This window comes from Shewanella halifaxensis HAW-EB4, assembly GCF_000019185.1.
GTDB classification, from domain to species: Bacteria; Pseudomonadota; Gammaproteobacteria; order Enterobacterales; family Shewanellaceae; genus Shewanella; species Shewanella halifaxensis.
Window position 1 is genome coordinate 2860749 of record NC_010334.1, and the last position, 23489, is coordinate 2884237.

At 43.4% G+C, this 23489-nt stretch carries 20 protein-coding genes; 5 read left to right on the forward strand and 15 right to left on the reverse strand.

The annotated features are described in order from the left end of the window. Positions 1-95: 95 nt before the first annotated feature. From pepN to SHAL_RS12360, 5 genes are all read right to left on the reverse strand, one after another. On the reverse strand, positions 96-2657 hold the full coding sequence (pepN, locus tag SHAL_RS12340; RefSeq protein ID WP_012277450.1) for an aminopeptidase N: 2562 nt from the start codon (positions 2655-2657) through the stop codon (positions 96-98). A 73-nt stretch (positions 2658-2730) separates the two neighbouring features. Beyond that, entirely contained in the window at positions 2731-4776 is a 2046-nt protein-coding gene (gene prc, locus SHAL_RS12345; protein WP_012277451.1) for a carboxy terminal-processing peptidase, read from the reverse strand. 33 nt (positions 4777-4809) lie between these two features. Beyond that, on the reverse strand, positions 4810-5448 hold the full coding sequence (gene proQ / locus SHAL_RS12350; protein WP_012277452.1) for an RNA chaperone ProQ: 639 nt from the start codon (positions 5446-5448) through the stop codon (positions 4810-4812). 285 nt (positions 5449-5733) lie between these two features. Next, positions 5734-6192: a free L-methionine (R)-S-oxide reductase MsrC gene (msrC, locus tag SHAL_RS12355; protein ID WP_012277453.1), complete on the reverse strand. Its 459-nt coding sequence runs from the start codon at positions 6190-6192 to the stop codon at positions 5734-5736. A gap of 84 nt (positions 6193-6276) precedes the next feature. Next, positions 6277-6567 carry a YebG family protein gene (locus SHAL_RS12360; protein WP_012277454.1) on the reverse strand — a complete coding sequence of 97 codons (291 nt, stop codon included), beginning with the start codon at positions 6565-6567 and terminating at the stop codon, positions 6277-6279. A gap of 187 nt (positions 6568-6754) precedes the next feature. On the opposite strand from SHAL_RS12360, the gene SHAL_RS12365 reads away from it, so the two are divergent. The 3 genes from SHAL_RS12365 to SHAL_RS12375 are packed head-to-tail and all read left to right on the forward strand — an operon-like array spanning position 6755 to position 10623. Further along, positions 6755-7384: a paraquat-inducible protein A gene (locus SHAL_RS12365; RefSeq protein ID WP_012277455.1), complete on the forward strand. Its 630-nt coding sequence runs from the start codon at positions 6755-6757 to the stop codon at positions 7382-7384. After that, entirely contained in the window at positions 7374-8015 is a 642-nt protein-coding gene (locus SHAL_RS12370) for a paraquat-inducible protein A (RefSeq protein WP_012277456.1), read from the forward strand. The genes SHAL_RS12365 and SHAL_RS12370 overlap by 11 nt, the downstream gene beginning before the upstream one ends. After that, entirely contained in the window at positions 7993-10623 is a 2631-nt protein-coding gene (locus SHAL_RS12375) for an MlaD family protein (protein WP_012277457.1), read from the forward strand. The genes SHAL_RS12370 and SHAL_RS12375 overlap by 23 nt, the downstream gene beginning before the upstream one ends. A 96-nt stretch (positions 10624-10719) precedes the next feature. Here SHAL_RS12375 and SHAL_RS12380 read toward each other — a convergent pair whose 3' ends face one another. Further along, positions 10720-11946 (reverse strand): spore maturation protein, encoded by a 1227-nt coding sequence (locus SHAL_RS12380; RefSeq protein ID WP_012277458.1) that lies wholly within the window; start codon positions 11944-11946, stop codon positions 10720-10722. Positions 11947-12014: 68 nt separating this feature from the next. On the opposite strand from SHAL_RS12380, the gene rsmF reads away from it, so the two are divergent. Next, positions 12015-13454 carry a 16S rRNA (cytosine(1407)-C(5))-methyltransferase RsmF gene (gene rsmF, locus SHAL_RS12385; RefSeq protein WP_012277459.1) on the forward strand — a complete coding sequence of 480 codons (1440 nt, stop codon included), beginning with the start codon at positions 12015-12017 and terminating at the stop codon, positions 13452-13454. Between the two features lie 300 nt (positions 13455-13754). On the opposite strand, the gene SHAL_RS12390 is transcribed toward rsmF, so the two are convergent. From SHAL_RS12390 to apbC, 8 genes are all read right to left on the reverse strand, one after another. Further along, complete coding sequence (locus SHAL_RS12390) at positions 13755-14543, reverse strand: TatD family hydrolase (protein ID WP_012277460.1); 789 nt, start codon at positions 14541-14543, stop codon at positions 13755-13757. A gap of 45 nt (positions 14544-14588) precedes the next feature. Further along, a complete protein-coding gene (locus tag SHAL_RS12395) occupies positions 14589-14915 on the reverse strand; it encodes a PilZ domain-containing protein (protein ID WP_012277461.1) in 327 nt (108 codons plus the stop codon). A gap of 9 nt (positions 14916-14924) precedes the next feature. Then, a complete protein-coding gene (gene holB, locus SHAL_RS12400) occupies positions 14925-15839 on the reverse strand; it encodes a DNA polymerase III subunit delta' (protein WP_012277462.1) in 915 nt (304 codons plus the stop codon). Between the two features lies 1 nt (position 15840). Then, positions 15841-16479 (reverse strand): dTMP kinase, encoded by a 639-nt coding sequence (gene tmk, locus SHAL_RS12405; RefSeq protein ID WP_012277463.1) that lies wholly within the window; start codon positions 16477-16479, stop codon positions 15841-15843. Continuing rightward, entirely contained in the window at positions 16476-17483 is a 1008-nt protein-coding gene (mltG, locus tag SHAL_RS12410; RefSeq protein ID WP_012277464.1) for an endolytic transglycosylase MltG, read from the reverse strand. The genes tmk and mltG overlap by 4 nt, the downstream gene beginning before the upstream one ends. Next, positions 17480-18421, reverse strand: a complete 942-nt coding sequence (gene pabC, locus SHAL_RS12415; RefSeq protein ID WP_012277465.1) for an aminodeoxychorismate lyase — start codon at positions 18419-18421, stop codon at positions 17480-17482. Before pabC ends, mltG begins: the two co-directional genes overlap by 4 nt. Before the next feature lie 72 nt (positions 18422-18493). After that, a complete protein-coding gene (gene udk / locus SHAL_RS12420) occupies positions 18494-19132 on the reverse strand; it encodes a uridine kinase (RefSeq protein WP_012277466.1) in 639 nt (212 codons plus the stop codon). A gap of 11 nt (positions 19133-19143) precedes the next feature. Then, on the reverse strand, positions 19144-20259 hold the full coding sequence (apbC, locus tag SHAL_RS12425) for an iron-sulfur cluster carrier protein ApbC (protein ID WP_012277467.1): 1116 nt from the start codon (positions 20257-20259) through the stop codon (positions 19144-19146). Positions 20260-20419: 160 nt separating this feature from the next. Between apbC and metG the strand changes: the two genes are divergently transcribed. Further along, positions 20420-22459, forward strand: a complete 2040-nt coding sequence (gene metG / locus SHAL_RS12430) for a methionine--tRNA ligase (RefSeq protein WP_012277468.1) — start codon at positions 20420-20422, stop codon at positions 22457-22459. Between the two features lie 183 nt (positions 22460-22642). On the opposite strand, the gene SHAL_RS12435 is transcribed toward metG, so the two are convergent. Further along, positions 22643-23395, reverse strand: coding sequence for a Nif3-like dinuclear metal center hexameric protein (locus tag SHAL_RS12435; protein ID WP_012277469.1), 753 nt, complete (start codon positions 23393-23395; stop codon positions 22643-22645). Positions 23396-23489: the final 94 nt, after the last annotated feature.

Consider the following 23489-nt stretch of genomic DNA (forward strand, 5'->3'; position numbering starts at 1 on the left):
CCAAAACCTAATTCTCGTAAAATAGTAGGACCTCAATTCAGTAGCCGTATCATACGATGACTGAGATTGAGATCCAATATATCACTGCTGCCGCTTTAAGCTAATGCTTTAGTGACTTTCTCGTATAGATCTTTTGAAAGCTCTTCGGTTGCTAGAATGCGCTGCAGTTCATTCCTCATCAATAATTGCCTTTGACTATCAAATTTTTTGAATTGAATTAACGGGGTAATAATTCTTGCTGCGACCTGTGGGTTAAGTTTGTTCAACTTGATGATGGCATCAGTCAAAAATTGATAACCCTGTCCGTCTCTTCTATGAAACTCAAACGTATTACCAGCAGCAAATGCACCGATGAGAGAGCGAACTCTATTAGGGTTATTAAAACTAAATGCAGCATGCTCAAATAACGACGTTAACTTTTCGATGCAATCATGACTATTTAATGTCGCATGTAATGCAAACCATTTATCCATTACCAGTGGCGTATCAATCCACTGCAGCTCAAATTGCCCCATCAAATCATTACGAATGGCTGACGTTCCACAATTAAGTGCAGACAGTGCACCTAAACTGTCAGTCATGTTGTCAGCTAAATCAAACTGTGACTTTGCCACTTCGCCATAACTCTGCTCAATTTTTAACAGTAAGCTGAGGCAGATATTTTTAAGCGCACGCGCAGAAGCGTCATCAACACTGTTTAACTCACGAACTTTAGCCAATAGCTCATCTTCGCAGTCTGAGGCTATCTGTAGAACAACGAACTCTCTTGCTAATGCGAGATTATCTAAATCAACGGTCTCTTTCTGTTCAATCAAGGATCCTGCACTGGCTAGCGTCAGGATCTCAGCCATCAGAGCCTTATCAAGCTCTTGTGCCAGAACCACGCCCTTAAATGCATCGAGGATCCTTGGATCAATAAACATCGCTTGCTTACTTTGTAAGCGTTCAACATTTTGCCAAACAGACTGACTAAACAATGAAACCGACGCCTCCCATTTAGCCACTTCGCTGGTGGCGAAGCGCATAATATGCACCAGTTGTTCAATCGAATAATCAAAAGCGAGTTTTACTGGCGCAGAGAAGTTTTGCAGTAACGATGGTGCAGGCTTTGACGGCATGCCTGTAAAACTAAAGGTCTGCTGTTTTTCGGTAAAACTTAGAACTTCACTCATAACCGACTCACCATCGACGCTGATCAGTTCAACATCAAACGGTATATGCAGAGGCAGCTTATCTGTTTGACCTGGAGTATCGGGGGTCGACTGAGACAAAGTGAGATTATAGCTTTTGTTAACAGCATCGTAGCTCTCTTCGACTTCAACTTGCGGCGTTCCCGCTTGGCTATACCAACGCTTAAATTGAGTTAAGTCGACCTGACTCGCATCTTGCATGGCCGCCACAAAGTCATCACAAGTCACAGCCTGTCCATCATGACGTTCAAAGTATAGCGCCATGCCTCTTTGGAAGGCGCTTTCTCCTAATAAGGTATGCATCATCCTGATGACTTCAGCACCTTTGTTGTAAACGGTAACGGTATAAAAATTATTCATCTCGATAACTGACTCGGGTCTAATCGCGTGCGCCATTGGCCCAGAATCTTCTGCAAACTGTTGGTTTTTCATGACTTTAATAGCATGTATACGGTTTACAGCGCGAGAACCAAGATCAGAGCTAAACTCTTGATCTCTAAAGACGGTTAAACCTTCTTTCAAACTTAACTGGAACCAGTCTCTGCAAGTTACACGGTTACCAGTCCAGTTGTGAAAATATTCATGTCCAACGACAGATTCTATTCCGTGATAATCATCGTCAGTTGCGCAAGCTTTATCCGCCAATACAAACTTGGTATTAAAAACATTGAGACCTTTATTTTCCATGGCCCCCATATTAAAAAAGTCGACAGCCACGATCATGTAAATATCTAGATCATACTCTAAATTAAAACGGGTTTCGTCCCAAGCCATCGACTTTTTAAGTGACGCCATTGCATGATGAGCTTTATTTAAGTTGCCTTTATCAACAAAAACTTGCAACTTAACATCACGATTACTGCAGGTGGTAAAGCGGTCTTCCAATAGGTCGAAGTCGCCTGCAACTAACGCAAAAAGGTAAGCAGGTTTTGGAAAGGGATCATGCCACTTGGCAAAGTGACGACCATCTTGTGTGTCACCGGCTTCAACCAAGTTTCCGTTACTCAATAAATAAGGGAACGCCTGTTTGTCCGCTTCAATACGCACGCTATAGATAGCCAGTACATCTGGGCGGTCCAAAAAGTAGGTTATACGCCTAAAGCCCTCGGCTTCACACTGAGTGCAATATGCACCATCGGACATATATAAACCTTCCAGACTCGTATTTGCCTCTGGATCTAACTTGGTCGTTATTTGTAATTCAAACTCATTAAGGCTGGTATCGATAACCAGCTCACCTGACTTCTGTTGGAAAGCCGCGGCTTTACCATCCACAGTAACGCTGAGTAACTCAATCTCATCCCCGACAAGCACTAAAGCCTCATCATGTTGTTCTTGGCGAACAACCTGACTAGTCGCAATGATTTTCGTCTCTTTTCCTGCGAGTGAAAATGCTAAATCGATATGGCTGATCTTAAATTTTGGTTGTTGATAATCTTTGAGGAATTTAGCTTGGGGCTGTGACATGAATAAACCTCTAATTTATTAATTTTGAATTAAAAAAAACGCGCATAAAGCGCGTTTTTTTATTGAGTCTGTTTTACTTTTTTTGATTCTTAGCGAGTTTCTCAATATCCGCCAAATCTAGCGTGATATAGGCAGTTTCATCTAAGAAAGCATCGGCAACTTCGACGTCGTCAGAAATATCGTCTAATGACTTAACTTTTTCTTGGCCTTCTCTTACAAGCCTGTCGTTAGCACGATCCAGTTGTTTCTTATCGTTTGTATCCCGCTCAGCTAAACGTTCAGTCTTAACTAAAGAAACCGTTTTATCATCATGATTTTCTTTAAACTCAGCGATATCTTGGAAAATGTAACCAAATTCAACGTCAGACTTGATACGCTCTTTATGCTTACCGTCTAAGCTCTGAATAAGCTGCGGATAAATTTCATCAAGCGTACCGTATTGTGCTACAGGCACTTTGTCCCACGGCAACGCATTTTCTTCTTCAGCTTCACCGTACTCTCCCGGCTCTAGGGCACTTGGGAACGGAATATCAGGGGTAACCCCTTTAAGCTGGGTGCTTCCACCATTAATACGGTAGAACTTGGCAATCGTGTACTGCACGTGACCGATAGGCTTTTCGTACATATCATAGATACGACCCAGACTCTTATGCTGCTGTACCGTACCTTTACCAAAGGTCGACTCACCAACAATCAGTGCACGATCATAATCTTGAAGTGCTGCCGCAAAAATTTCAGAAGCAGATGCACTGTATCTATCAACCATGACAGTTAACGGACCATCATAAGTCACACGTCCATCATTATCGCGATTTTGTGATACTCGGCCGTTCGCATCTCGAATCTGAACCACGGGGCCTTGCTCGATAAATAAGCCTGTTAGCAAGGTCGCTTCTGTTAACGCACCGCCGCCATTACCACGAAGGTCGATAATAATGCCTTCGACTTTAGCTTCTTTTAATTCGGCAAGTTCTTTAGAAACGTCTTTCGACAGATCCATATAGAAGCCAGGTATTTGAATCACACCCACTTTACGATTTGCATAAGGACCGTCTGTCGGCTCAATCACTTTAGAGGTTGCGGCTCTATCTTCTAGTCGAATTTTATCGCGAACAATTGTCAATTCAAACGTTTTCGCGCTGCTGCCGCCTTTCTTAGGTAAAATCTCAAGAACAACCTTACTGCCCTTTGGACCTTTAATCAGTTCGACGACATCATCAAGTCGCCAACCGATAACATCGACGATTTCTTTGCCTTCTTGACCGACACCAATAATTCTATCTTCAGGTGATAACTTTTCACTTGATGCTGCGGGGCCGCCTGCAACCAGACTCTTGATCACGGTATAGTCATCATCGACTTGAAGCACCGCACCAATGCCTTCTAAGCTCAAGTTCATTTCCATCTGGAAACGCTCAGCATTTCGAGGGGAAAGGTAACTGGTGTGAGGCTCTACCGTACGGGCAAATGCATTCATGACGCCTTGGAAGACATCTTCGCTATGAGTTTGGCTTAAACGCTTAATGGCATTGTTATAACGTTTCTCTAGGACTTCAACGATCTCATCCCAGTTTTTACCCGTAAGAGAGAGATTCAAGGCATCGTATTTAACACGTTGACGCCAAAGTTCATTTAGCTCAGCTTCAGTTTTTGGCCAATTTGCATCTTCGCGATCGTATTCATATACGTCACCAGGAACATCAAATGCCATCTCCTCATCGAGCAAAGACAATGCATAGGCAAATCGTTCATAGCGACGCTTCTGAACCAGTTCGAACATCTTATAAGCTTGATTCAAATCGCCAGTTTTCAACATATCATCAAAATCAGATGAATATGCTTTGAAACTGTCAACATCTGCCTGCAGTAAGACATTCTTACGATAGTCTAATTGCTTCAGATACCGGTTAAATACCTGCTCAGAGAAAGCGTCATCCATATCAAAACGATGATAGTGAGAGCGAGTGAACAAACCTGTCACACGTTTGCTGGCGACTTTATGTTGAGGCTCCTGCTTAAGAGCGGGCAACTCGCTGAATTGAATAGTAGGGCTTACAGCCCACGCCGAGAATCCGACAAAAATACCGGCAATGGATACAGCCAGAGAAAGTTTTCGCATCAACAAGTTACTCCTTTAGGTGCTATTAAGCCATTACAGCAGTATATGTTCAGCTCTAACTTTGATGGTTAAACCAGAGTCTAACTGAACTTGAACATCTTCTTTTTTGATGTCCAAAATCACACCAGCGACTGGTGATTTACCTAATTTGACATTAACACGCTGCTTTGGTTTCAATTCAGCTAAAACTGCTGGTGTTAAATTTTCTGCCACAACAGGCTCTTTTGCAGGTTTGCTGCTTTGAGTTTGCTTAGGACGCTTAGCGACTGGCTTTTTCACAGGCTTCTTAGCCGTCTTAGCAGCAGGGTTAGCACTCTTGGCCTGTGCAACTCGCTTTGCCTTAGCCTTGTCCTGGCTCTCTTTAAGTGTAGCTGCCGCGTGATCAATGTGCTCTTGCTCTAGTTCACCACAAGCGTTACCGTCTAAATCAATACGCTGTGCGCCTGCTTTAACGCACTTTAGGTAGCGCCAGCTACTAGTGTATCTTCTTAACGCGATTCTGAGCTGAGTTTTACTGACTTTAGAATCATCAGCTAACCTTTCCGCTAAATCTTGAAACAACCCAATTTTTAATGGCTTAGTTTCACCTTCAGCTATAAAGCATAAAGGAAATGTTTCGTACAAATACGCAAGAATAGCGTTGGTATCGGTCAACTTTTCTGTTGATTCCATCTTTACTTCCACAGTTTAAAAAAGGGACACCACCGACAAGCTTTATCACTCGCATCAGTTAAGTGTCGTTTATATTTGTCTGATCTGTGCATAAAGAACAAATGAAAAATCGTTAACATTTGTTTTTATACCTAAAATCAAACCTACCTTAGCAATAATAAAAGACAAACTCTAAGCATTCATTTCTTGAATGTAAATGTGTTTATTTTTTTCATTACCCAAACCGCTTATTATAGAGAGGCTTCAAATGATTGCGACCTCCAATTAGCGATAATTGGTCGTAGATTAACCAAATAGGCAAAATTCGAGACTTTTTACCAAAGTTTCGACGCCTTGTTGATCAATTTCACTGAATCTTGATAACGACGGGCTATCAATATCGAGTACACCTATAACAGATCCATTTTTCCGTAAAGGCACAACTAATTCTGAGTTGCTAGCACTATCACATGCGATGTGACCCGCAAACTGGTGAACATCGCCAATTCGTTGTGTTGAATTTAATGCCACAGCGGTGCCACAAACACCTTTGCCTACAGGAATTCGAGAGCAAGCTAACTTACCTTGAAATGGCCCTAATACTAACTGATCATTTTTCAATAAATAGAATCCAACCCAATTGAGATCATCGAGGCTGTCATTTATCAGTGCTGAAAAATTGGCCAGTGCTGCAATAGTGTCATCTTCATCTGCAAACAATGCCTGCACCTGACGATTCAACGTGTCGTAAAAAGCGTCCACCATTAATAGTTCATAACAGTTTTATCTAAAAACAAAAATACAATCACAGCATTCTAACAACAAATCGATGTACATGAACAAGGAGTTTTATTTTTCTGCTTTTTCCTCGCTCTTTTTAGCTGTTTTCTTAACCGCTACTTTTTTCTCTAGTGAACCACCTTTAAGCAACACCTGTAGATCCTCTTTATTCTCGGCCAAGAAGAAGGCTAACTTTTCGATATTAACCTCCTCCAAGCCTAGATCACTCTTACTTAAAAACGGGATCAGGTTGTCTGCGATATCTAGCATCTTATCGTAGGCATCAGCCTCCTTTTTAGATGTAAAAGTCATCTTTTCAACCCCTTCTCTAACGACTACAAATTGAGTTACAACGGCCATATCCAACCTCACACTGTTTTTATATACAGTAAAGAGTCTCATAGATTGAACTTCTTATGCAAGTTTTCTTGAATATCTGATAAACTTATTCGGTTAATGGCACTGTATTTTCAATCGCATACGTGAAATGACTCACCTTGCGTACTTGATTAACCGTTTATATTGCAAACTTGGATATTGAAAACAGATGGCAATGGAAGCAGTAGATAATAGTATTACTTTGTGTCAGTCCTGCGACTTAGTCATTAGGAAGCGAGCACTGCCAACAGGCGTACGTGCTATATGTCCTCGGTGTCACACCCCTCTTTACGATACGCCATACTGTTCAATAAACGGTATGTTAGCTCTGTGTTTAACTGCGATTTTCTTTTTCGCACCAGCCAATTTATTCCCAGTATTGGAATTAGAGTTCTTAGGCAGTATGAGAACTACGACTGTTATAGAGGGAGCGCTATCTGTCTATCATCAAGGGTATTGGTTAGTGGGTATCGCCGTTTTAACCTCTGCTGTGATTGCGCCAGGCCTGTTACTACTCTCAATACTAATGCAAATATTAATCATAAAGTATGGGCTAAACTCCCCTTCCCTAAGGACGGCATTCAAGCATGCGTTAAAAATACAAGGGGTACTCACTCAGCTCACCATGTTGGAAATTTTCGTGATTAGCTTCTTAGTGGCCGCTTTTAACTTAGCCGACTTTGCCACAGTTTCTTTTGGTTTCGGCACGTTCTGCTTTACTATGCTATTTATTATGACGTTATTTCTGATGCGGGAGTATGACTTAGAACATATGTGGAGTTACCTTGATGAGCGATAAACAGTCAACGGTGCTAGGCAAAGATATCGGCCTCACCTCATGCCCAACATGCCATAAAGTGACCTGCGCTAAATCGACCCATTGCAGTCGCTGTGATGCTCCGCTGACTGTCAGAGACTATTCTAGTGTACAAAAAAGCTGGGCACTGCTCATAACCGCTACGATTTTGTTGATCCCAGCCAACGTTTACCCGATTTCCACCTTAACCAATCAAGGACGGGTTACTCAGGATACTATCTTTTCTGGCATTGCCCACTTAGTCAAAACCGATATGATCCCAATCGCGATCATACTATTTGTCGCCAGTATCTTGGTGCCCATCCTCAAAATTGTTGGCTTAACGATTTACCTGTCGGCAATCAGTTTTAAATTGCCTATCTCTAAAAAAAGATTAATGACGGGGTTTCACATAATCGAATGGATAGGCCGCTGGTCTATGTTAGACCTTTTCGTTATCTCTCTTACCGTTGCTGTCGTCAATATGGGACAGCTATTAGACGCTAAGCCGGCTCCCGCCGCCACAGCGTTCGCCTTAGTAATTTTACTCACGCAGTTAGCTGCAAAAGTCATAGATACCCGTTTACTCTGGGATAGATTGGAAGCAAAAGATGACTCAAGTACAAACGCCTAAAATCGTAAAGAAAAAACTATTTTCACCGATTTGGTTATTACCCATTATCGCCCTCGCACTAGGAGCGTGGCTCGGAGTGAAGAGCATACGCGAATCAGGCATTGAGGTGACGATTCACTTTCCTAGCGCAACAGGCATGGACATAGGTAAAACTCTGGTTAAGTATCAGGGACTGACTGTTGGTAAAGTTGTCGATATGAGTATCGACGATGACCTTCAAGGGGTAAATGTTGACGTTATCATGGATTATCGTGCCGCCCCCTTTGTTAATGAAGGCACAAAGTTTTGGCTGGTAAAACCGAAAGCGACTATCACGGGTATTGAAGGCCTAGATACACTTTTCTCGGGTAATTATATTAGTATTTTACCCGGCAAGGGTGGTTCAAGGTCCTTTTTTGAAGCCGAAACAACCGCCCCCGTCATTACACCCGGTGTTAAAGGCCTTACTGTTCATATCACATCAGACAAATTAGGGTCACTCGATGTTGGCTCTCCCGTGTTTTATAGACAAATTCCTGTCGGCCAAGTCATAGGCTACCATCTTGCAAATGCTGAACAGATCCTCGTAACGGCTTTTATTCAAGAGCAATATGCTGAACTGGTTAAAGTTGATTCTCAATTTTGGAATGTATCGGGGATCAGCATCGATGCATCACTATCAGGCGTTAAGGTCAGCAGTGAGAGTTTGGCATCGATACTTGCAGGTGGAATTAGCTTTAGCTCTAACACCTTATCTGATCCCGCCGAAAACAAGCACGAGTTCACTTTATATGACAGCCAAGACGATGCGTTAGGTGGATTAAAATTCAAACTAGTTGCAAGTGGCGTCGAAGCCGTATCTCAAAATACCGCAATCGTTTATCGAGGGATCCAGATAGGTCAGATAACGCATAAATCATTGAGCGATGATGGGGTGACTTTATCTGCAATAATCGATAACACCTATAAAGAATTACTCACTGAGAGCGCTGATTTTTGGTTAGAGGGCGCCGATATTTCTCTATCAGGTATAAAACACCCTGAACGTTTAATCACAGGTAGTGTCATTAACTTCATTCCTGGCACTGGCCCGGCAAAACAGCAATATACCTTATTAACTGAGGCTCCAGATCCAAAGAACAGCAGCAAACTGCTAATTACTCTGCACTCTGATACAAACCCAGGTGTCAGCGCCGGAGCCGAAATTCGCTATAAGCAAATAAAGATAGGTCATGTGCTATCAAGCAAGCTAAACAGCACGTTTACTCAAGTCGAATATCAGGCAGAAATCGATGCCGACTTTGCGAGTCTTGTCAGCGGAAATAGCCATTTCCTCGCGGAATCGGCGCTAACTATAGATGCTAACCTCGATGGAGTTAAAGTCAGTACCCGCGATTTAACGACCTTGACTAGCGGCGCTTTAAGCCTAGTAAGAGGAACCAACAAAGCATTAGCAAAGAGCGGTGACTCACTTTATGTATTCGCCAGTGCCAAGGACGCGACGTCTTTTTTCAATAATCAAAACCTTGTAAAAAAACGTCTCTACAATCAGGATGCAGCAGATCTATCCGCAGGCTCCCCTATCTATTATAAAAAAATGCAGATAGGCCAAGTAACGGCGGTTGAGTGGCAAGCCAAAAATAATAACTTTGCTATCGATATTGCTATCGAGCGAGGCTTTAAGAGCTTACTCACAGAACAAACGGTCTTTTGGCGTAACAGTGCATTGTCAATCAATGCCAGTTTAAGTGGCATTGAAGTCGAAGTCGCCCCATTAATGGGTGCGTTAAAAGGCGGTATAAGCCTTGGCCTGCTCGACGGAAATCAAATTGCGAATGGAACATCGCTTTATGAGAGCAGGTTTCTTGCACTCAGTCAGGCTCAATCAATCACGCTCACCTTTCCTGCGACCGTAAAGTTGGCAAGCAAAGCCGCTATTCGGTATTTAGGACACAAAGTCGGTGAGGTAGAGTCCGTCACCTTAGCCGATAATTTGAAGCAGTTAGATGTGACAGCCTATTTATATGGTGAATATGCCACTAACTTTAATCAAAAAGATGCCTCCTATTCAGTTGTCGATGCCGATATCTCTTTAGCAGGGATTAAAGCACCTGAAACCATGATAACAGGCCCTTATATTGAAGTATTCCCAGGCCAAAGCAGCATCAAGGCAACCGCCTTCACTGGTCAAATCGATACGCCATTTCATAACCTGAACGGCGCGCTTACCTTTAGCTTAAGCGATAGCAACTTAGGCTCTGTAAAACATGGAACGGCTATTTTCTTTAGAGGGGTTAAAATTGGGCAAGTCGATAGCTATTCACTTTCAGCGCAGGGAACTGGCGTCGTTATGCAGGTTCATATTAAGAATCAGTATCAGCATCTAGTGAACCAAACGAGTGTCTTTTGGGATCTATCCGGAGTGAAGGTGGATGTGGGACTATTTTCAGGCGCGCAAATAGAAACGGGGTCGTTAGAAACGATATTGGCCGGTGGAATTGGGGTTGCAACTCAAGAGACGACCACTGCAGCAAATGTAATACGTAAACATCAAACATTTACGCTCAAGTCCGACGTCGATAGCAAATGGCTGAGTTGGTCGCCAGTTCAAACACCAAGAGCTGATTGACCAAAAACTAAAGCAATTTAAAAACGAGGCATTAAGCCTCGTTTTTTTATTTAAGCCTTTTATTTAAGCCACAGTGCACTTTTCGCCAAAACGAAATTAGCCGTAAAACTGATAGCAGACCAGTATAGCCGCGATGATCCCGGCTAAATCTGCAAATAGGCCACAGGCTAAGGCATGTCTTCCATTACGGATCCCGACTGCGCCGAAATAAACGGCTAATACATAAAATGTTGTCTCGGTACTGCCCTGTAAAATGGCAGCTAAGCGGCCGGCAAACGAGTCGACTCCATAATGCTGCATGGTCTCAAGCATCATCGCCCTAGCTCCAGAGCCACTGAAAGGTTTCATGATTGCCGTCGGCATTGCATCAACAAAGCGTACGTCCCCGCCTGCGAATGCCACTAAGCCCGCTATAAGTTGTAATAGATAATCTAACGCCCCTGATGCCCTCAAGAGAGCGATGGCAAGTAACATAGCCAGTAGATAGGGAATAAGCTTAATTGATTGGGCGAAGCCCTCTTTTGCTCCCTCAATAAACTCATCATAGACAGCGACTTTTCGCATGCCCGCAACCAAGACGAAACTAAAGATCAGCAGCAATAAAATACCATTGCCAAGGCCGGTACTCACCTCACCGATAGCCGACATCGACAGAGTGCTCAAATAAAACACTAAACCTATGATGGAGGACAAAATAATACCTGCATAACCCAGTACAACCGCATTGAGTAAAGAAAGCTTCTGTACTATCGCCACGACCGTAAGACCTGCCAGTGTCGATGCCGTTGTCGCCAATAAAATCGGCAGAAAAATATCGGCTGGGGCAGCAGCTCCCTGCTGAGCACGATACAAAAATACGGTAACTGGCACTAAGGTAATTGAAGAGGTATTTAATACTAAAAACAGGATCTGGGCGTTAGTCGCAACACTCTTATTCGGGTTTAAGGTTTGCAAGTCCTGCATCGCTTTCAAGCCTAGTGGTGTCGCTGCATTATCTAAACCTAGCATATTCGCCGTTAGATTCATGGTGACACTACCGTAAGCAGGATGTCCTCGAGGGACTTCAGGCATGAGTTTCGAAAGCAGCGGCTCGAACAGTTTTGAGAATAGTCCAACGACTCCAGCTTTTTCGCCAACACGCATCAGGCCCATCCACAGCGATAATACACCGATTAAGCCCAGCGCAATTTCAGCAGCCAGTTTTGAACTCGAAAAAATAGCGCTGACACTTTCTGAAAGCACTTGAGTATGGCCCGTTAGCACCTGCGCCAAAATAGCGAATAATGCGGTTGCAAAAAAGCCAAACCAGATCTTATTTAACACTCAAGTTCCCTCTTATCATTTGGTATATCTGTTATAATCCCGCTACTTTACCGCATTATCTTCGACATATGGCTCATTTTAATCAGAATTTTCTCGACAGTATTGAACGTGATCTCCCTTCTCACCTTTCAATGGAAGACTTTATTGCTTACAGCAATAAACCATTACGTCTTTCTATTCGGGTCAATACACTCAAAATTAGTACCGAAAACTTTATTGACTTGATGTCAGCAAAAGGCTGGAGCTTTGACCCTATTCCCTGGTGTAACCAAGGTTTCTGGGTAACGATAAGCAGTGATCTACAGTTAGGTAATACTATCGAGCACTTACAAGGCTTATTTTATATTCAAGAAGCCAGCTCAATGCTACCTCCTACCGCACTGTTTGACTCACATGCTGACAATGAAAATGATCTTAGCCAGTTTGCCCAAACCCGAGTACTGGACATGGCTTCAGCGCCAGGCTCAAAAACAACGCAAATAGCGGCACTGATGAACAATCAAGGCCTATTAGTCGCTAACGAGTATTCTGCCAGCCGAGTAAAAGTGTTGCATGCTAACGTTGCAAGAATGGGCGTATCAAACTGTGCCCTCACCCACTTTGACGCTAGAGTATTTGGTGAGTACCTATTTGAAACATTCGACTCAGTATTACTCGATGCCCCCTGTAGTGGCGAAGGCACCATTCGTAAAGATCCTGATGCGTTAAAAAACTGGGATAACAATGACAATAAGGGCATTGTTGATACTCAAAAAGCCTTAATTGAATCAGCCTTTCTCGCATTAAAGGTGGGCGGTTGCTTAGTTTATTCGACCTGTGCATTGAGTCGTCAAGAAAACCAAGACGTCTGCCATCATTTAAAAACGGCCTTTGGCGAGGCTGTTGAGTTTGCCGCACTAACTGAGCTATTCCCGGATGCAGATAAAGCATGTACCGAAGAAGGATTTTTACACGTATGGCCGCAAATTTATGATAGTGAAGGCTTCTTTGTCGCCAAGATCCGCAAAGTCTCCGCTGTCGAGCGCACCTTACCTGAACCTAAAATGCAAAAGAACTTTCCATTCACTGCTGCAAAGACAAAGCAAATCGAAGAGTTAACCGCTTATTTTGAAGATTCGTTTGCCATTACATTGCCTACGGATGCCGAGATCATGGTACGCGATTTAGAGTTTTGGTTATTTCCAAAAGCGGTTATGCCACTTATAGGCAAAATGCGCTTTCAGCGAATAGGAATTAAGCTCGCGGATGCATTAAAGAAAGGCTATAAGGTACGCCACGAAGCTATCTTGGCACTATCGTCACCCACACGATTTGAACTCAGCGACGAACAAGCGAAAGAGTTCTTAATGGGGCGTGATATCAGTTTAGTGGAAAAAGTTAAACCTCAAGGTGAGGTCATTGTCAGTTATGCCAGCAATCCACTGGGTGTAGCAAAGCACCTAGGTAATAAACTAAAAAATAATCTTCCCAGAGACTTAGTAAAAGATAAGATCGCGTTATATCAGTAATACCAATCTTATCTATACATAAATAGTTACATTTAGGTGGTTATCATCAAAAAATAACCACCCACAATGCTCAAAGCTGGTCTACACTCTATATCATTAGCTTTTAGTGGAAAGCATCGATTGCAAAGATGCTTTTCAGCAGATTTTACCACTGTGGTGAACAACCATATTGGTAATCAACAGTAGCGCACGGCTCCTAGTGAGCCATTCCCCTAGACCCAGAACAATTGGAATAGTTTTGGGTCTTTTTTTGCCTGTAATTTAGCTTCTGCCTGAGCAGTTAATTACGCCGCATTACAGTTAGCGCCCAGCGAGCCTTGCTGCATCTTTAAACAAAGTAAAAAAATTGTCCGTTGTATACTGAGCCAATTCAGGATATTTCTCACCTCTTAGCTCGGCGACAAATTCCGCCACATCACGTACAAATGCAGGTTGATTTTCTTTACCACGGTGAGGAACGGGTGCTAAATAAGGAGAGTCCGTCTCTACCAATAATCTATCTTTTGGTACCTTGCGGATCACATTACGAAGCTCACCGGCATTTTTAAAAGTAACAATGCCGGACACAGAGATGTAAAAGCCTAAATCTAAAGCTTCTTTCGCCATTTCCCAGCTTTCAGTAAAACAGTGCAAGACGCCGCCAACCGAGTCGGCATTGCCCCGCTTTAAAAAATTAATGGTGTCTTCACGTGCATCGCGGGTATGAATAATAAGGGGCTTGTTAACCTTTACAGCGAGATCAATCTGTTGCTCAAAACAGGTTTGTTGCAGTGCTTTTGTCTCATTAGCATAAAAGTAATCGAGACCAGTTTCGCCAATAGCGATCACTTTCTCATCATGCGCAAACAGCTCAACTTCTTCGATATTTAAGCCGTCTTGTACATCTAGTGGGTGTACACCAGCAGACAGAAAGACCTCATCAAAGGCCGCCATTTTTTGCTTCATCTCGATAAAACCTTGCTGCCTAACATTCACACAAAGAAAATAAGCAATATCACGTGCTTTTGCAGCGGTAATGATCTCTTGTAATGAAGCCTGATCAGGCGCGGTTTTTAGACGGTCTAAATGACAATGTGAATCGATAAGCACGGTGAAAATCCAACAAACAACAAAAAGGACAGCAAGTCTAACCAGCTACATAGTGCAGGTCAAATCTCCTGATGCCAGTTCGCGAGAAAGGAGTTGCTCGATATGATGCTTATGAAAATCTGGCTCGGATAATATTTTTACGCCGACTCCAGCAGGACGGCCACCAGATGCTCCTAATGGGTTGATCCAGATCACCGAGCCTTTGAATTCGTGATGCTGTGAGCCACTCGGGAGTTGGTAGCGAACCATGATCTCTTGTCCAAGAGTGAAGCTTTCAGCACTAGCAACAAACATACCTATCGGTTTGATAAACGGCATATAAGCGCGGTAAAGCTGCTGTAAAGACTCAAATTTAACAACAAGATTCATCATAGATTTTTATTAGCTCATTAGCTGATTGTACTCAATAGTTAATCCTTCAAATAATGCTAACGAATTAACGTTTGGCATCACCGACAAGCGTGTTTCTAATAGCATCACCTTTGCGGCAAAATTAGCCAGCTTAGCCCTAAGCATAGGATCCATCTCTTGCTTTTTCACTAATATTCGATGCACCACTAGGTATAAAACTTTAAGCGCATCAGAAACTTGTTTTTCATTAACATTTAATAAACTATCACACAGGTGCCCTGACGACAAACTTTGTATCCAGCCTTTTCTATACGCTACCAATGCCTTATCCCGCCCACTCTCAACCGCAGAAAGGATAGCTAACGGCCCACCGACTACAGGTAAGCACCAAGTCAAATCTTCATTCGATGCCAACTCTTGCTGCAGCCATTGCTTAACAACGGCTTTGCTTGGGATTTCTAAATGAAGTCTTTGACAACGACTACTAATGGTTGGCAGTAAGCGAGTTGGTGAATTGGCTTGTAAAAACAAAATGGTGTCTTTACCCGGCTCCTCTAGCGTTTTAAGCAATGCATTCGCTGATGCCTGATTCAAACGTTCACTGTTTAAAATCACCGCAACGCGTCTTCCGCCCTGTTGTGGTGTTGTGGTTAATTTTTGGCACAGCGCACGAATTTGATCCACCTTAATCTGTGCGCCATCGGCTTCAACTCGGTACAGATCAGGGTGGTTATTTGCCTCAACAAGTTGGCAAGGCTTACAAAATCCACAGCTCCCTGTAACGCCAACTTGTTTACATAATGCCGCCTTAGCGAGCTCAAGCGTGAGGGCTTCACCACCGTAAGCCACATCCATCGCAATTAGGTAAGCATGACCGACTCGCCCCGTTTTCAGTTGCTCTGAAAAGGTTTCAATTGTATGTTGCAGCCAAGGGAGCAGCGTCATATTACCAACTCTGCTCTTGAAGAATGGCAATAATGTCTTTATGTACCTGCGCCATACTTTGGCTGGCGTCGACAATTTTTATCGTGTCGTCGCTATCCGCAAACGACAAGAACGTTGCACGAGCGCGGTCAAAAAACTCAATCTCTTGCTGCTCAATACGATCGAGTTCACCACGTCGTGCAGCGCGTTCAAGCCCAAGTTTAGGGGCGATATCTAAATAAAGGGTCAGGTCGGGTTTAAAGCCTTTAAGCGTCGCATCACTGATAGCTGAGACCAATGGCATTAATCCTCTACCACCACCTTGATACGCAAGCGAAGACAAGTTGTGTCTATCACCTAACACCCACTCTCCGTTTGCTAAAGCGGGTTTTATCACATTTGCTACCAGCTGTGCTCTTGCAGCGTAAAACAGTAAACACTCAGCTTCATCACACAAGGGATCGCTGTCATTGGCGATTTTCACCAAGTCACGCATCTGCTCAGCGAGTGGCGTTCCACCAGGCTCTCGAGTACAAACAGGGGCTTGCCCGGTATGCTTCTCAATAAAATCTCTAACCAATGCGATTGCACTTGATTTACCCGCACCTTCAAGCCCTTCAATTACGATAAACTTGGCGGAATTTTCAGTTTGTGTATTCATCGATTTCTCTGATATTTATTCACTGCACGATTATGTTCGGTCAATGTTTTCGAAAAAATATGGCTACCATCATTTCGTGATACGAAATAAAAATAATCAACGTCAGCAGGATGCGCCGCCGCTTGTATTGCCGCTAAACTTGGAGCTGCAATAGGCGTTGGTGGTAAGCCGTTAATTCTGTATGTATTGAATGCGGTCGTTTCACGTAGATCTTTACGGGTAATATTACCGTTATATCTGTCACCCATGCCGTAAATAACCGTTGGATCCGTTTGCAAGCGCATCCCTTTACGCAGACGATTGACAAATACCGCAGCGATCCAAGGTCGCTCACTCGCTTTACCCGTTTCTTTCTCAATAATTGAGGCTAAGATGAGTAGCTCATAAGCGGATTTTAACGGCAAGCCTTGCTGACGTCCTTGCCACGCTTTCTCAAGCTCGAGTTTCATCTTTAAATAACTTTTATTTAATAATGCCTGCTCAGTACTTTCCGCTCGATAATGATAAGTATCCGGGAAAAACTTGCCCTCAGGCAAGCCCGAGTCATCACCATTAGCAACAAGTACCTGATTAAACACATCTTGCTCTTGTTGTAACCTAGCTTGCTGTTCAAGTACGAGTTGCCACTCTTTCACTGTTTGTCCCTCTAATAGGGTCACAGCGAAAGACTTCTCCTTGCCACTAACGATCTTAGCCAGCAGGCTATTGAGGCTCTCGTTTGGCGTAACCTCATAAAGACCTGAGCGAATGTTGGCTAATTCTGGCTTTAAACGTACTAACCATTTGAGTTTCCAGCCTTCGTCAATCAGCTTCTCTGATTCTAAAATAGAGATAAATTGATTGAACGTAGTACCGCGTTTAATCGTTAACTCTTGTACAGAGGTGGCTTTTATCGGTTGTTCGCCATAGGCAAGCAGTGTTTGATAGGTCCAGTAACCCGCTACGGCGCCGATAGTAAGTAGAGTAAATCCGGTTGCGAAGAGGCTGATTATAATTTTTTTCATAGTGTCAGACTGAGTTGTTCTCTTAAGCTTGAAGTCCAAGTTGCAGGGGTAAATGTAAAATCGTCGATTGTCATAACATCGACAAGCCCAAAAAGGCTATTAGTGATAAACGCATGCTTTACCTGTTTAAGCATGCTGTAATGGATATCTGTTATCTCAATCTTATGACCCATTTGTAAAAGCTGGTGCATCATTTGTTCTCGCATCATACCAGCCACTCCCGCATAACTCATCCGCGGTGTAACAAGCTTTTCATCTAAAACGAAGAAAATGTTAGCCATCGACGACTCAATAATATTATCTTCAAAGTCAACAACTAACCAGTCATGTACTCCTTCTGGTAAGTCTACAGACTTAATAAGTACTTGCTCTAGACGATTGCAATGTTTGATCCCGGCAAGTTTTGGCTGTTTACCCAACTTCACCGGTGAAAGCGATAAGCCTACCCCCTGCTGTTGCCACGTTTTATAGTGAGCAGGAAACTCACTGACAGAAACGACTTCTGTCACTTGCAGTGCATCAGCAGCACAAGAGCGAGCTTGATTTGGTATAGAACTGGCTGCTGTAGTTTTATTATCCTGCTTGTCCGTTATTAACTCGGGCATCGAACCCGGCGTTAATTCAGCCGCTAGATTAGGTCTATTTACAGGCGCACTATAACCCCGTCCGCCGACGCCTCTAGTGAGTAAAAGTTTGATACAAGAGTGCGGATGTGCTTTGGCTAACGTGATTAACTGCTGCTTAAGCGCAGCTGAAACTGACCAGTGAAAGCCTAAACGATAAGCGCCTTGAGTAAGACGCTCCATATGTGCGGTAAAAAATAGGATCTCACCTTGGTCTACTCGCATAGTCGCAAATAAACCATCACCATAAGCTAATCCCCTATCAAGGGGACTAACATTCATGTCGGGCTGTCCATTTACCCAAACCTTAGGCATTAGCAAAGCACGCTTCAATCTCTAGAACTGTTAAACGCATGTTCGCTAGAGTCCCTTATGTTTTAAGTTGCCTTATTTCGCCAGTAGGTGCTGTATACGCGCCTTTAGAATATCTGTTGCGATTCGGTTTTTACCACCGCGCGGTACGATGATATCAGCATACTGTTTTGATGGTTCAATAAACTGCAAAAACATTGGACGTACAGTCTCTGTATATTGCTGCATTACAGACTCCATCGTTCTACCACGCTCGGCGACATCACGAGATAGACGACGCATAAAGCAAATGTCCAGAGGCGTATCCATAAATACAGAAGCGTCCATCTCTTTTCGCAGAGCGGGATCGGTCAATAACAAGATGCCTTCAAGGATAATGACTTTCTTAGGGGTAAGCGTCACTTTCTCGTCTGTACGAGTATGATCGTTATAGCTGTAAACAGGAATATCAACAGCATGACCCTGTTTAAGTGCACGTAGGTGCGTACACAGTAGCTCATGATCTAATGCTTTTGGATGGTCATAATTTGTCAGTACACGTTGATCCATCGACAGATGACCTTGGTCGCGGTAATAAGCATCTTCAGCTATCACACCAATTTGATCTGTACCTAGATCACGGCAAAGTTCTTCATAAATCGTTTTAGCGATAAGACTCTTACCTGATGCTGACGCACCCGCAATACCAATTACAACACAATCTTTAGAATTCATTTAAATAGACCTTATTCGTCATCAGACATGCTAATTGATACTTTAGGCTGTGCTTGACATAACGCAAGCTGAGCCCCAACCTTTCTTGCGATTTCACGATAAATACCAGCAACTTGACTCGATTCATCAGCCACAACTGTAGGTGTGCCTTTATCCACATCCTCACGTATATTCAGTTGCAATGGTAACTGACCTAATAGCGGCACATTGTAGCGCGTCGCCATTTTTTGACCGCCTTCTGCACCAAATGGATGATCTTTATGACCACACTCAGGGCAAAGGTGGAAGCTCATGTTTTCAACAATACCTAATACAGGAATGTTCACTTTCTGGAACATATTCACGCCTTTTTTAGCGTCAGCCAAGGCGATATCCTGTGGTGTCGTCACAATCACGGCGCCACTTACAGGTACTTTTTGTGACAAGGTTAACTGAATATCACCGGTTCCTGGTGGCATATCAATGACTAAGTAATCCAGCTCTGGCCACTCAGTTTCTGTGAGTAACTGTACCAATGCACCCGCTGCCATAGGGCCGCGCCACACGGCAGCTTGGTCGCCATCAAGCATAAAACCGATTGACTGTGCAGCAATGCCATGAGCAGGTGCAAATGTCATGATCTTGCCATCAGGTGAGACAGGCTTGAAGTCTTCAACCCCAAGCATCATTGGAATCGATGGGCCGTAGATATCGGCATCTAAGATACCAACACTTGCGCCTTCTGCTGCTAATGCCAAAGCTAAGTTAACGGCAGTTGTCGATTTACCCACACCACCTTTACCTGATGCAACGGCAATCACTTGCTTAATGTTTGGCAGAGGCTCAACCGCGCTAATCGCAGAAACGGTCTCTGGCTGGAAGTCTATTTCACATTCAACTTCTTCAATCGCATCCAATACTGCTAACGCTTTAGTCACAGCCATCACAGTGTCACGGTACAGCGTCTGACAAGGATACGAGTAACACAAGCCTAACTGTAGTCGCTTACCTTCAATTGCAAGCTTAGTGACCATACCTGCACTTAGCAGACTCTTGTTCAAATACGTGTCTTGGAACGTATCAAGAATCGCCAACACCTGGCTGAGAAGAGCATCATCAAGATGATAATTTGGATGAGTTGAAGACAAAATGCAGACCCCCTAAATATGATTTGCGCAATTGTACCAGATATTCTGGCAAACATTAGTCTAGATTTAATGCACTTGTGCGAGCTTTTGATGAAACTATGCATTGGATCGGTTAGTATCTATGCCATTCTAATTAGGTTCCCAGCGATTTTGAGAAAAGATGGCAAATTCACAACGTAAAATCCTCGTCACTAGTGCACTTCCGTATGCTAACGGTCCAATCCATTTGGGTCACATGCTTGAGTATATTCAAACCGATATTTGGTCACGTTTCCAAAAGCTACGTGGGCACGAATGTCACTATATCTGCGCAGACGATGCTCACGGCACGCCAATCATGCTAAAAGCACAGCAGATGGGTATTGCGCCAGAAGAGATGATTGCTCAAGTTCAAAAAGAGCATGAAAAGGATTTTGCTGACTTCAATATTCAATTTGACAACTTCCATAGCACTCACAGTGATGAAAACCGAGAGTTAGCGAGCCAAGTTTATATCAAGTTACGCGACGCCGGTTATATCAAAACCAAAACGATTTCTCAGCTGTTTGACCCTGAAAAGTCAATGTTCCTGCCTGACCGTTTTGTAAAAGGCACCTGCCCTCGCTGTAAGTCTGAAGATCAGTATGGCGATAACTGTGATAATTGCGGTGCGACATACAGCACTACCGATTTGATTGATCCAAGATCAGCCGTTTCAGGTGCAACGCCAGTGATGAAAGACTCTGAGCATTTCTTCTTCGACCTGCCTGCATTTGAAGGTATGTTAAAAGAGTGGATCAATTCAGGTTCACTGCAACAAGAGATGGCGAACAAGCTTGGCGAATGGTTTGAGCAAGGTCTGCAACAGTGGGATATCTCTCGTGATGCGCCTTATTTTGGCTTTGAGATCCCAGATGCACCAGGTAAGTTTTTCTATGTCTGGTTAGACGCACCAATCGGCTACATGGGTTCATTTAAAAACCTATGTAATAAGCGTGACGACCTAAACTTTGACGAGTTCTGGAGCAAAGATTCAACGGCTGAAGTGTATCACTTCATCGGTAAAGATATCGTTTACTTCCACAGCCTATTCTGGCCAGCAATGCTTGAAGGTGCAGGGTTACGTAAGCCAACCAGTGTTTATGCACACGGCTATGTCACGGTAAACGGCGCTAAGATGTCAAAGTCTAAAGGTACTTTCATTAAAGCCCGTACTTACTTAGATAATCTAGATCCAGAATATCTACGTTACTACTATGCAGCTAAGCTCAGCAGCAGAATCGATGATTTAGACTTAAATCTTGAAGATTTCGCCCAGCGTGTTAACTCAGACTTAGTGGGCAAATTGGTTAACTTAGCATCACGTACCGCTGGCTTTATTAGTAAGCGTTTTGGTGGCAAGCTGGCTAAAATCGCCGATACCAGCCTGACGACAAGTTTCTTAGCCAAACAAGAAATCATCGCTAACTTCTACGAGACTCGTGAATACGGCAAAGCGATGCGTGAAATCATGGCGCTTGCTGATATTGCTAATGCTTACGTGGCAGATTCAGCTCCATGGCAGTTAATTAAAGAAGAAGATAAGCAAGAAGAAGCACATCAAGTTTGCAGCAATGCACTTAACCTGTTCCGGATCTTGGTGACTTATCTTAAGCCTGTGTTACCTAAGCTTGCTCAAGATGTTGAAGCTTTCCTACAGATGGAATTGACTTGGGACAATTTAGATATCGATCTTGCTGGTCACGAAATTGCTAAATTCAAAGCCTTGATGCAGCGCGTTGAGATGAAGAGCATCGAAGCGATTATTGAAGCGTCTAAAGAAAACCTTCAAGTCACTGCTGAACCTGAAGTTAAAAAAGAAGTTAAGACACCGCTTGAGCAAGATCCTATCTTAGATGAAATCAGCTTCGATGATTTCGCTAAGATTGATCTGCGTATCGCGCGTATCGCCAAGGCTGAGCACGTAAAAGAGGCGAACAAGCTTTTACGTCTTGAGCTAGATTTAGGCGGCGAAACTAAGCAAGTATTTGCTGGTATAAAGTCGGCTTATGCTCCTGAAGATCTCGAAGGCAAGCTAACCGTTATGGTGGCAAACCTTGCACCGCGTCAAATGCGCTTTGGTGTGTCAGAAGGCATGGTATTAGCAGCAGGTCCTGGTGGTAAAGATCTTTGGATCATGGAGCCTCACGAAGGCGCCCAACCGGGTATGAAAGTAAAATAGTCTGCACACTCTAGCGCGAGTCCAACAAGGTATTCTCGCTAAAATATAAAGACAGTAAAAAGCCGCTTACTTGATAAGCGGCTTTTTTATTGGCTGTTCAGTACAAAGAGATGGCCAAATTAGCTTCGACAAATGTGTGCCGAAACGAGAGAAAATCGAAAGCTAATCTGTTTGTTTTAGCGGTTAGATAGGATTAACAATATCGACGAAATGATGCTTAATACCAAACTGCTCGGCGAGGTGTTCACCTAACGCCTGAATACCGTATAATTCTGTCGCATGATGGCCTGCTGCATAATACTGGATCCCCTGCTCTACAGCGCAGTGATAAGTTCGCTCAGATACCTCTCCGCTAATAAACGCGTCAAATCCCATATTTGCTGCGATATCAATATAATCCTGCGCGCCACCAGTACACCAAGCGACCGTGCTAACCATGGCATCACTATCGCCTAGATGCTGACATTGACGGCTCAGCTTATTAGAGATCTGCTGGTTAAAATCACTCGCAGTTATGGGAGTCGTAAGCTTTCCTTGCCACATTAAACCTTGTGCGACGTTTTCAATCACTTCCGGCTCAACAAGCCCTAACACGCTTGCCAACTGGGCATTATTACCAACCGCAGGATGAGCATCTAACGGCAAGTGATAGCCAAACAAATTAATGTCATTAATCAACAGTGCTTTGATCCGCTTTTGTTTCATACCAACAATCACTTCTGGTTCACTTTTCCAAAAGAATCCATGATGAACCAAAATTGCGTCTGCGTTCAGCGCTATTGCTGCATCAATCAATGCTTGGCAAGCCGTTACACCTGTCACAATCGTGTTGATCTCAGCCTTGCCTTCGACCTGCAAACCGTTTGGCGCATAATCTTTAAAATTTGAAATTTGTAAAAAGCTTGCCAAGTATTGGCTTAATTCGGTTCGAGTCATAAGTCCACCGAGAGTAGCAAAAACGGTATTTTAACCTATTGTTAGTGTAAATATACAGTTAAGTCATCAATACGCCACTAAGGTGGTCTGCTTA

Coding starts and splice junctions, on each gene's coding strand:
- SHAL_RS12360 (WP_012277454.1), bottom strand. CDS start 6,567: ATGGCCGTTGTAACTCAATTTGTAGTCGTTAGAGAAGGGGTTGAAAAG.
- holB (WP_012277462.1), bottom strand. CDS start 15,839: ATGACGCTGCTCCCTTGGCTGCAACATACAATTGAAACCTTTTCAGAG.
- udk (WP_012277466.1), bottom strand. CDS start 19,132: ATGAATTCTAAAGATTGTGTTGTAATTGGTATTGCGGGTGCGTCAGCA.
- SHAL_RS12375 (WP_012277457.1), top strand. CDS start 7,993: ATGACTCAAGTACAAACGCCTAAAATCGTAAAGAAAAAACTATTTTCA.
- pepN (WP_012277450.1), bottom strand. CDS start 2,657: ATGTCACAGCCCCAAGCTAAATTCCTCAAAGATTATCAACAACCAAAA.
- metG (WP_012277468.1), top strand. CDS start 20,420: ATGGCAAATTCACAACGTAAAATCCTCGTCACTAGTGCACTTCCGTAT.
- SHAL_RS12370 (WP_012277456.1), top strand. CDS start 7,374: ATGAGCGATAAACAGTCAACGGTGCTAGGCAAAGATATCGGCCTCACC.
- msrC (WP_012277453.1), bottom strand. CDS start 6,192: ATGGTGGACGCTTTTTACGACACGTTGAATCGTCAGGTGCAGGCATTG.
- mltG (WP_012277464.1), bottom strand. CDS start 17,483: ATGAAAAAAATTATAATCAGCCTCTTCGCAACCGGATTTACTCTACTT.
- proQ (WP_012277452.1), bottom strand. CDS start 5,448: ATGGAATCAACAGAAAAGTTGACCGATACCAACGCTATTCTTGCGTAT.
- SHAL_RS12395 (WP_012277461.1), bottom strand. CDS start 14,915: ATGATGAATCTTGTTGTTAAATTTGAGTCTTTACAGCAGCTTTACCGC.
- tmk (WP_012277463.1), bottom strand. CDS start 16,479: ATGAATACACAAACTGAAAATTCCGCCAAGTTTATCGTAATTGAAGGG.
- SHAL_RS12365 (WP_012277455.1), top strand. CDS start 6,755: ATGGCAATGGAAGCAGTAGATAATAGTATTACTTTGTGTCAGTCCTGC.
- prc (WP_012277451.1), bottom strand. CDS start 4,776: ATGCGAAAACTTTCTCTGGCTGTATCCATTGCCGGTATTTTTGTCGGA.
- SHAL_RS12435 (WP_012277469.1), bottom strand. CDS start 23,395: ATGACTCGAACCGAATTAAGCCAATACTTGGCAAGCTTTTTACAAATT.
- pabC (WP_012277465.1), bottom strand. CDS start 18,421: ATGCCTAAGGTTTGGGTAAATGGACAGCCCGACATGAATGTTAGTCCC.
- rsmF (WP_012277459.1), top strand. CDS start 12,015: ATGGCTCATTTTAATCAGAATTTTCTCGACAGTATTGAACGTGATCTC.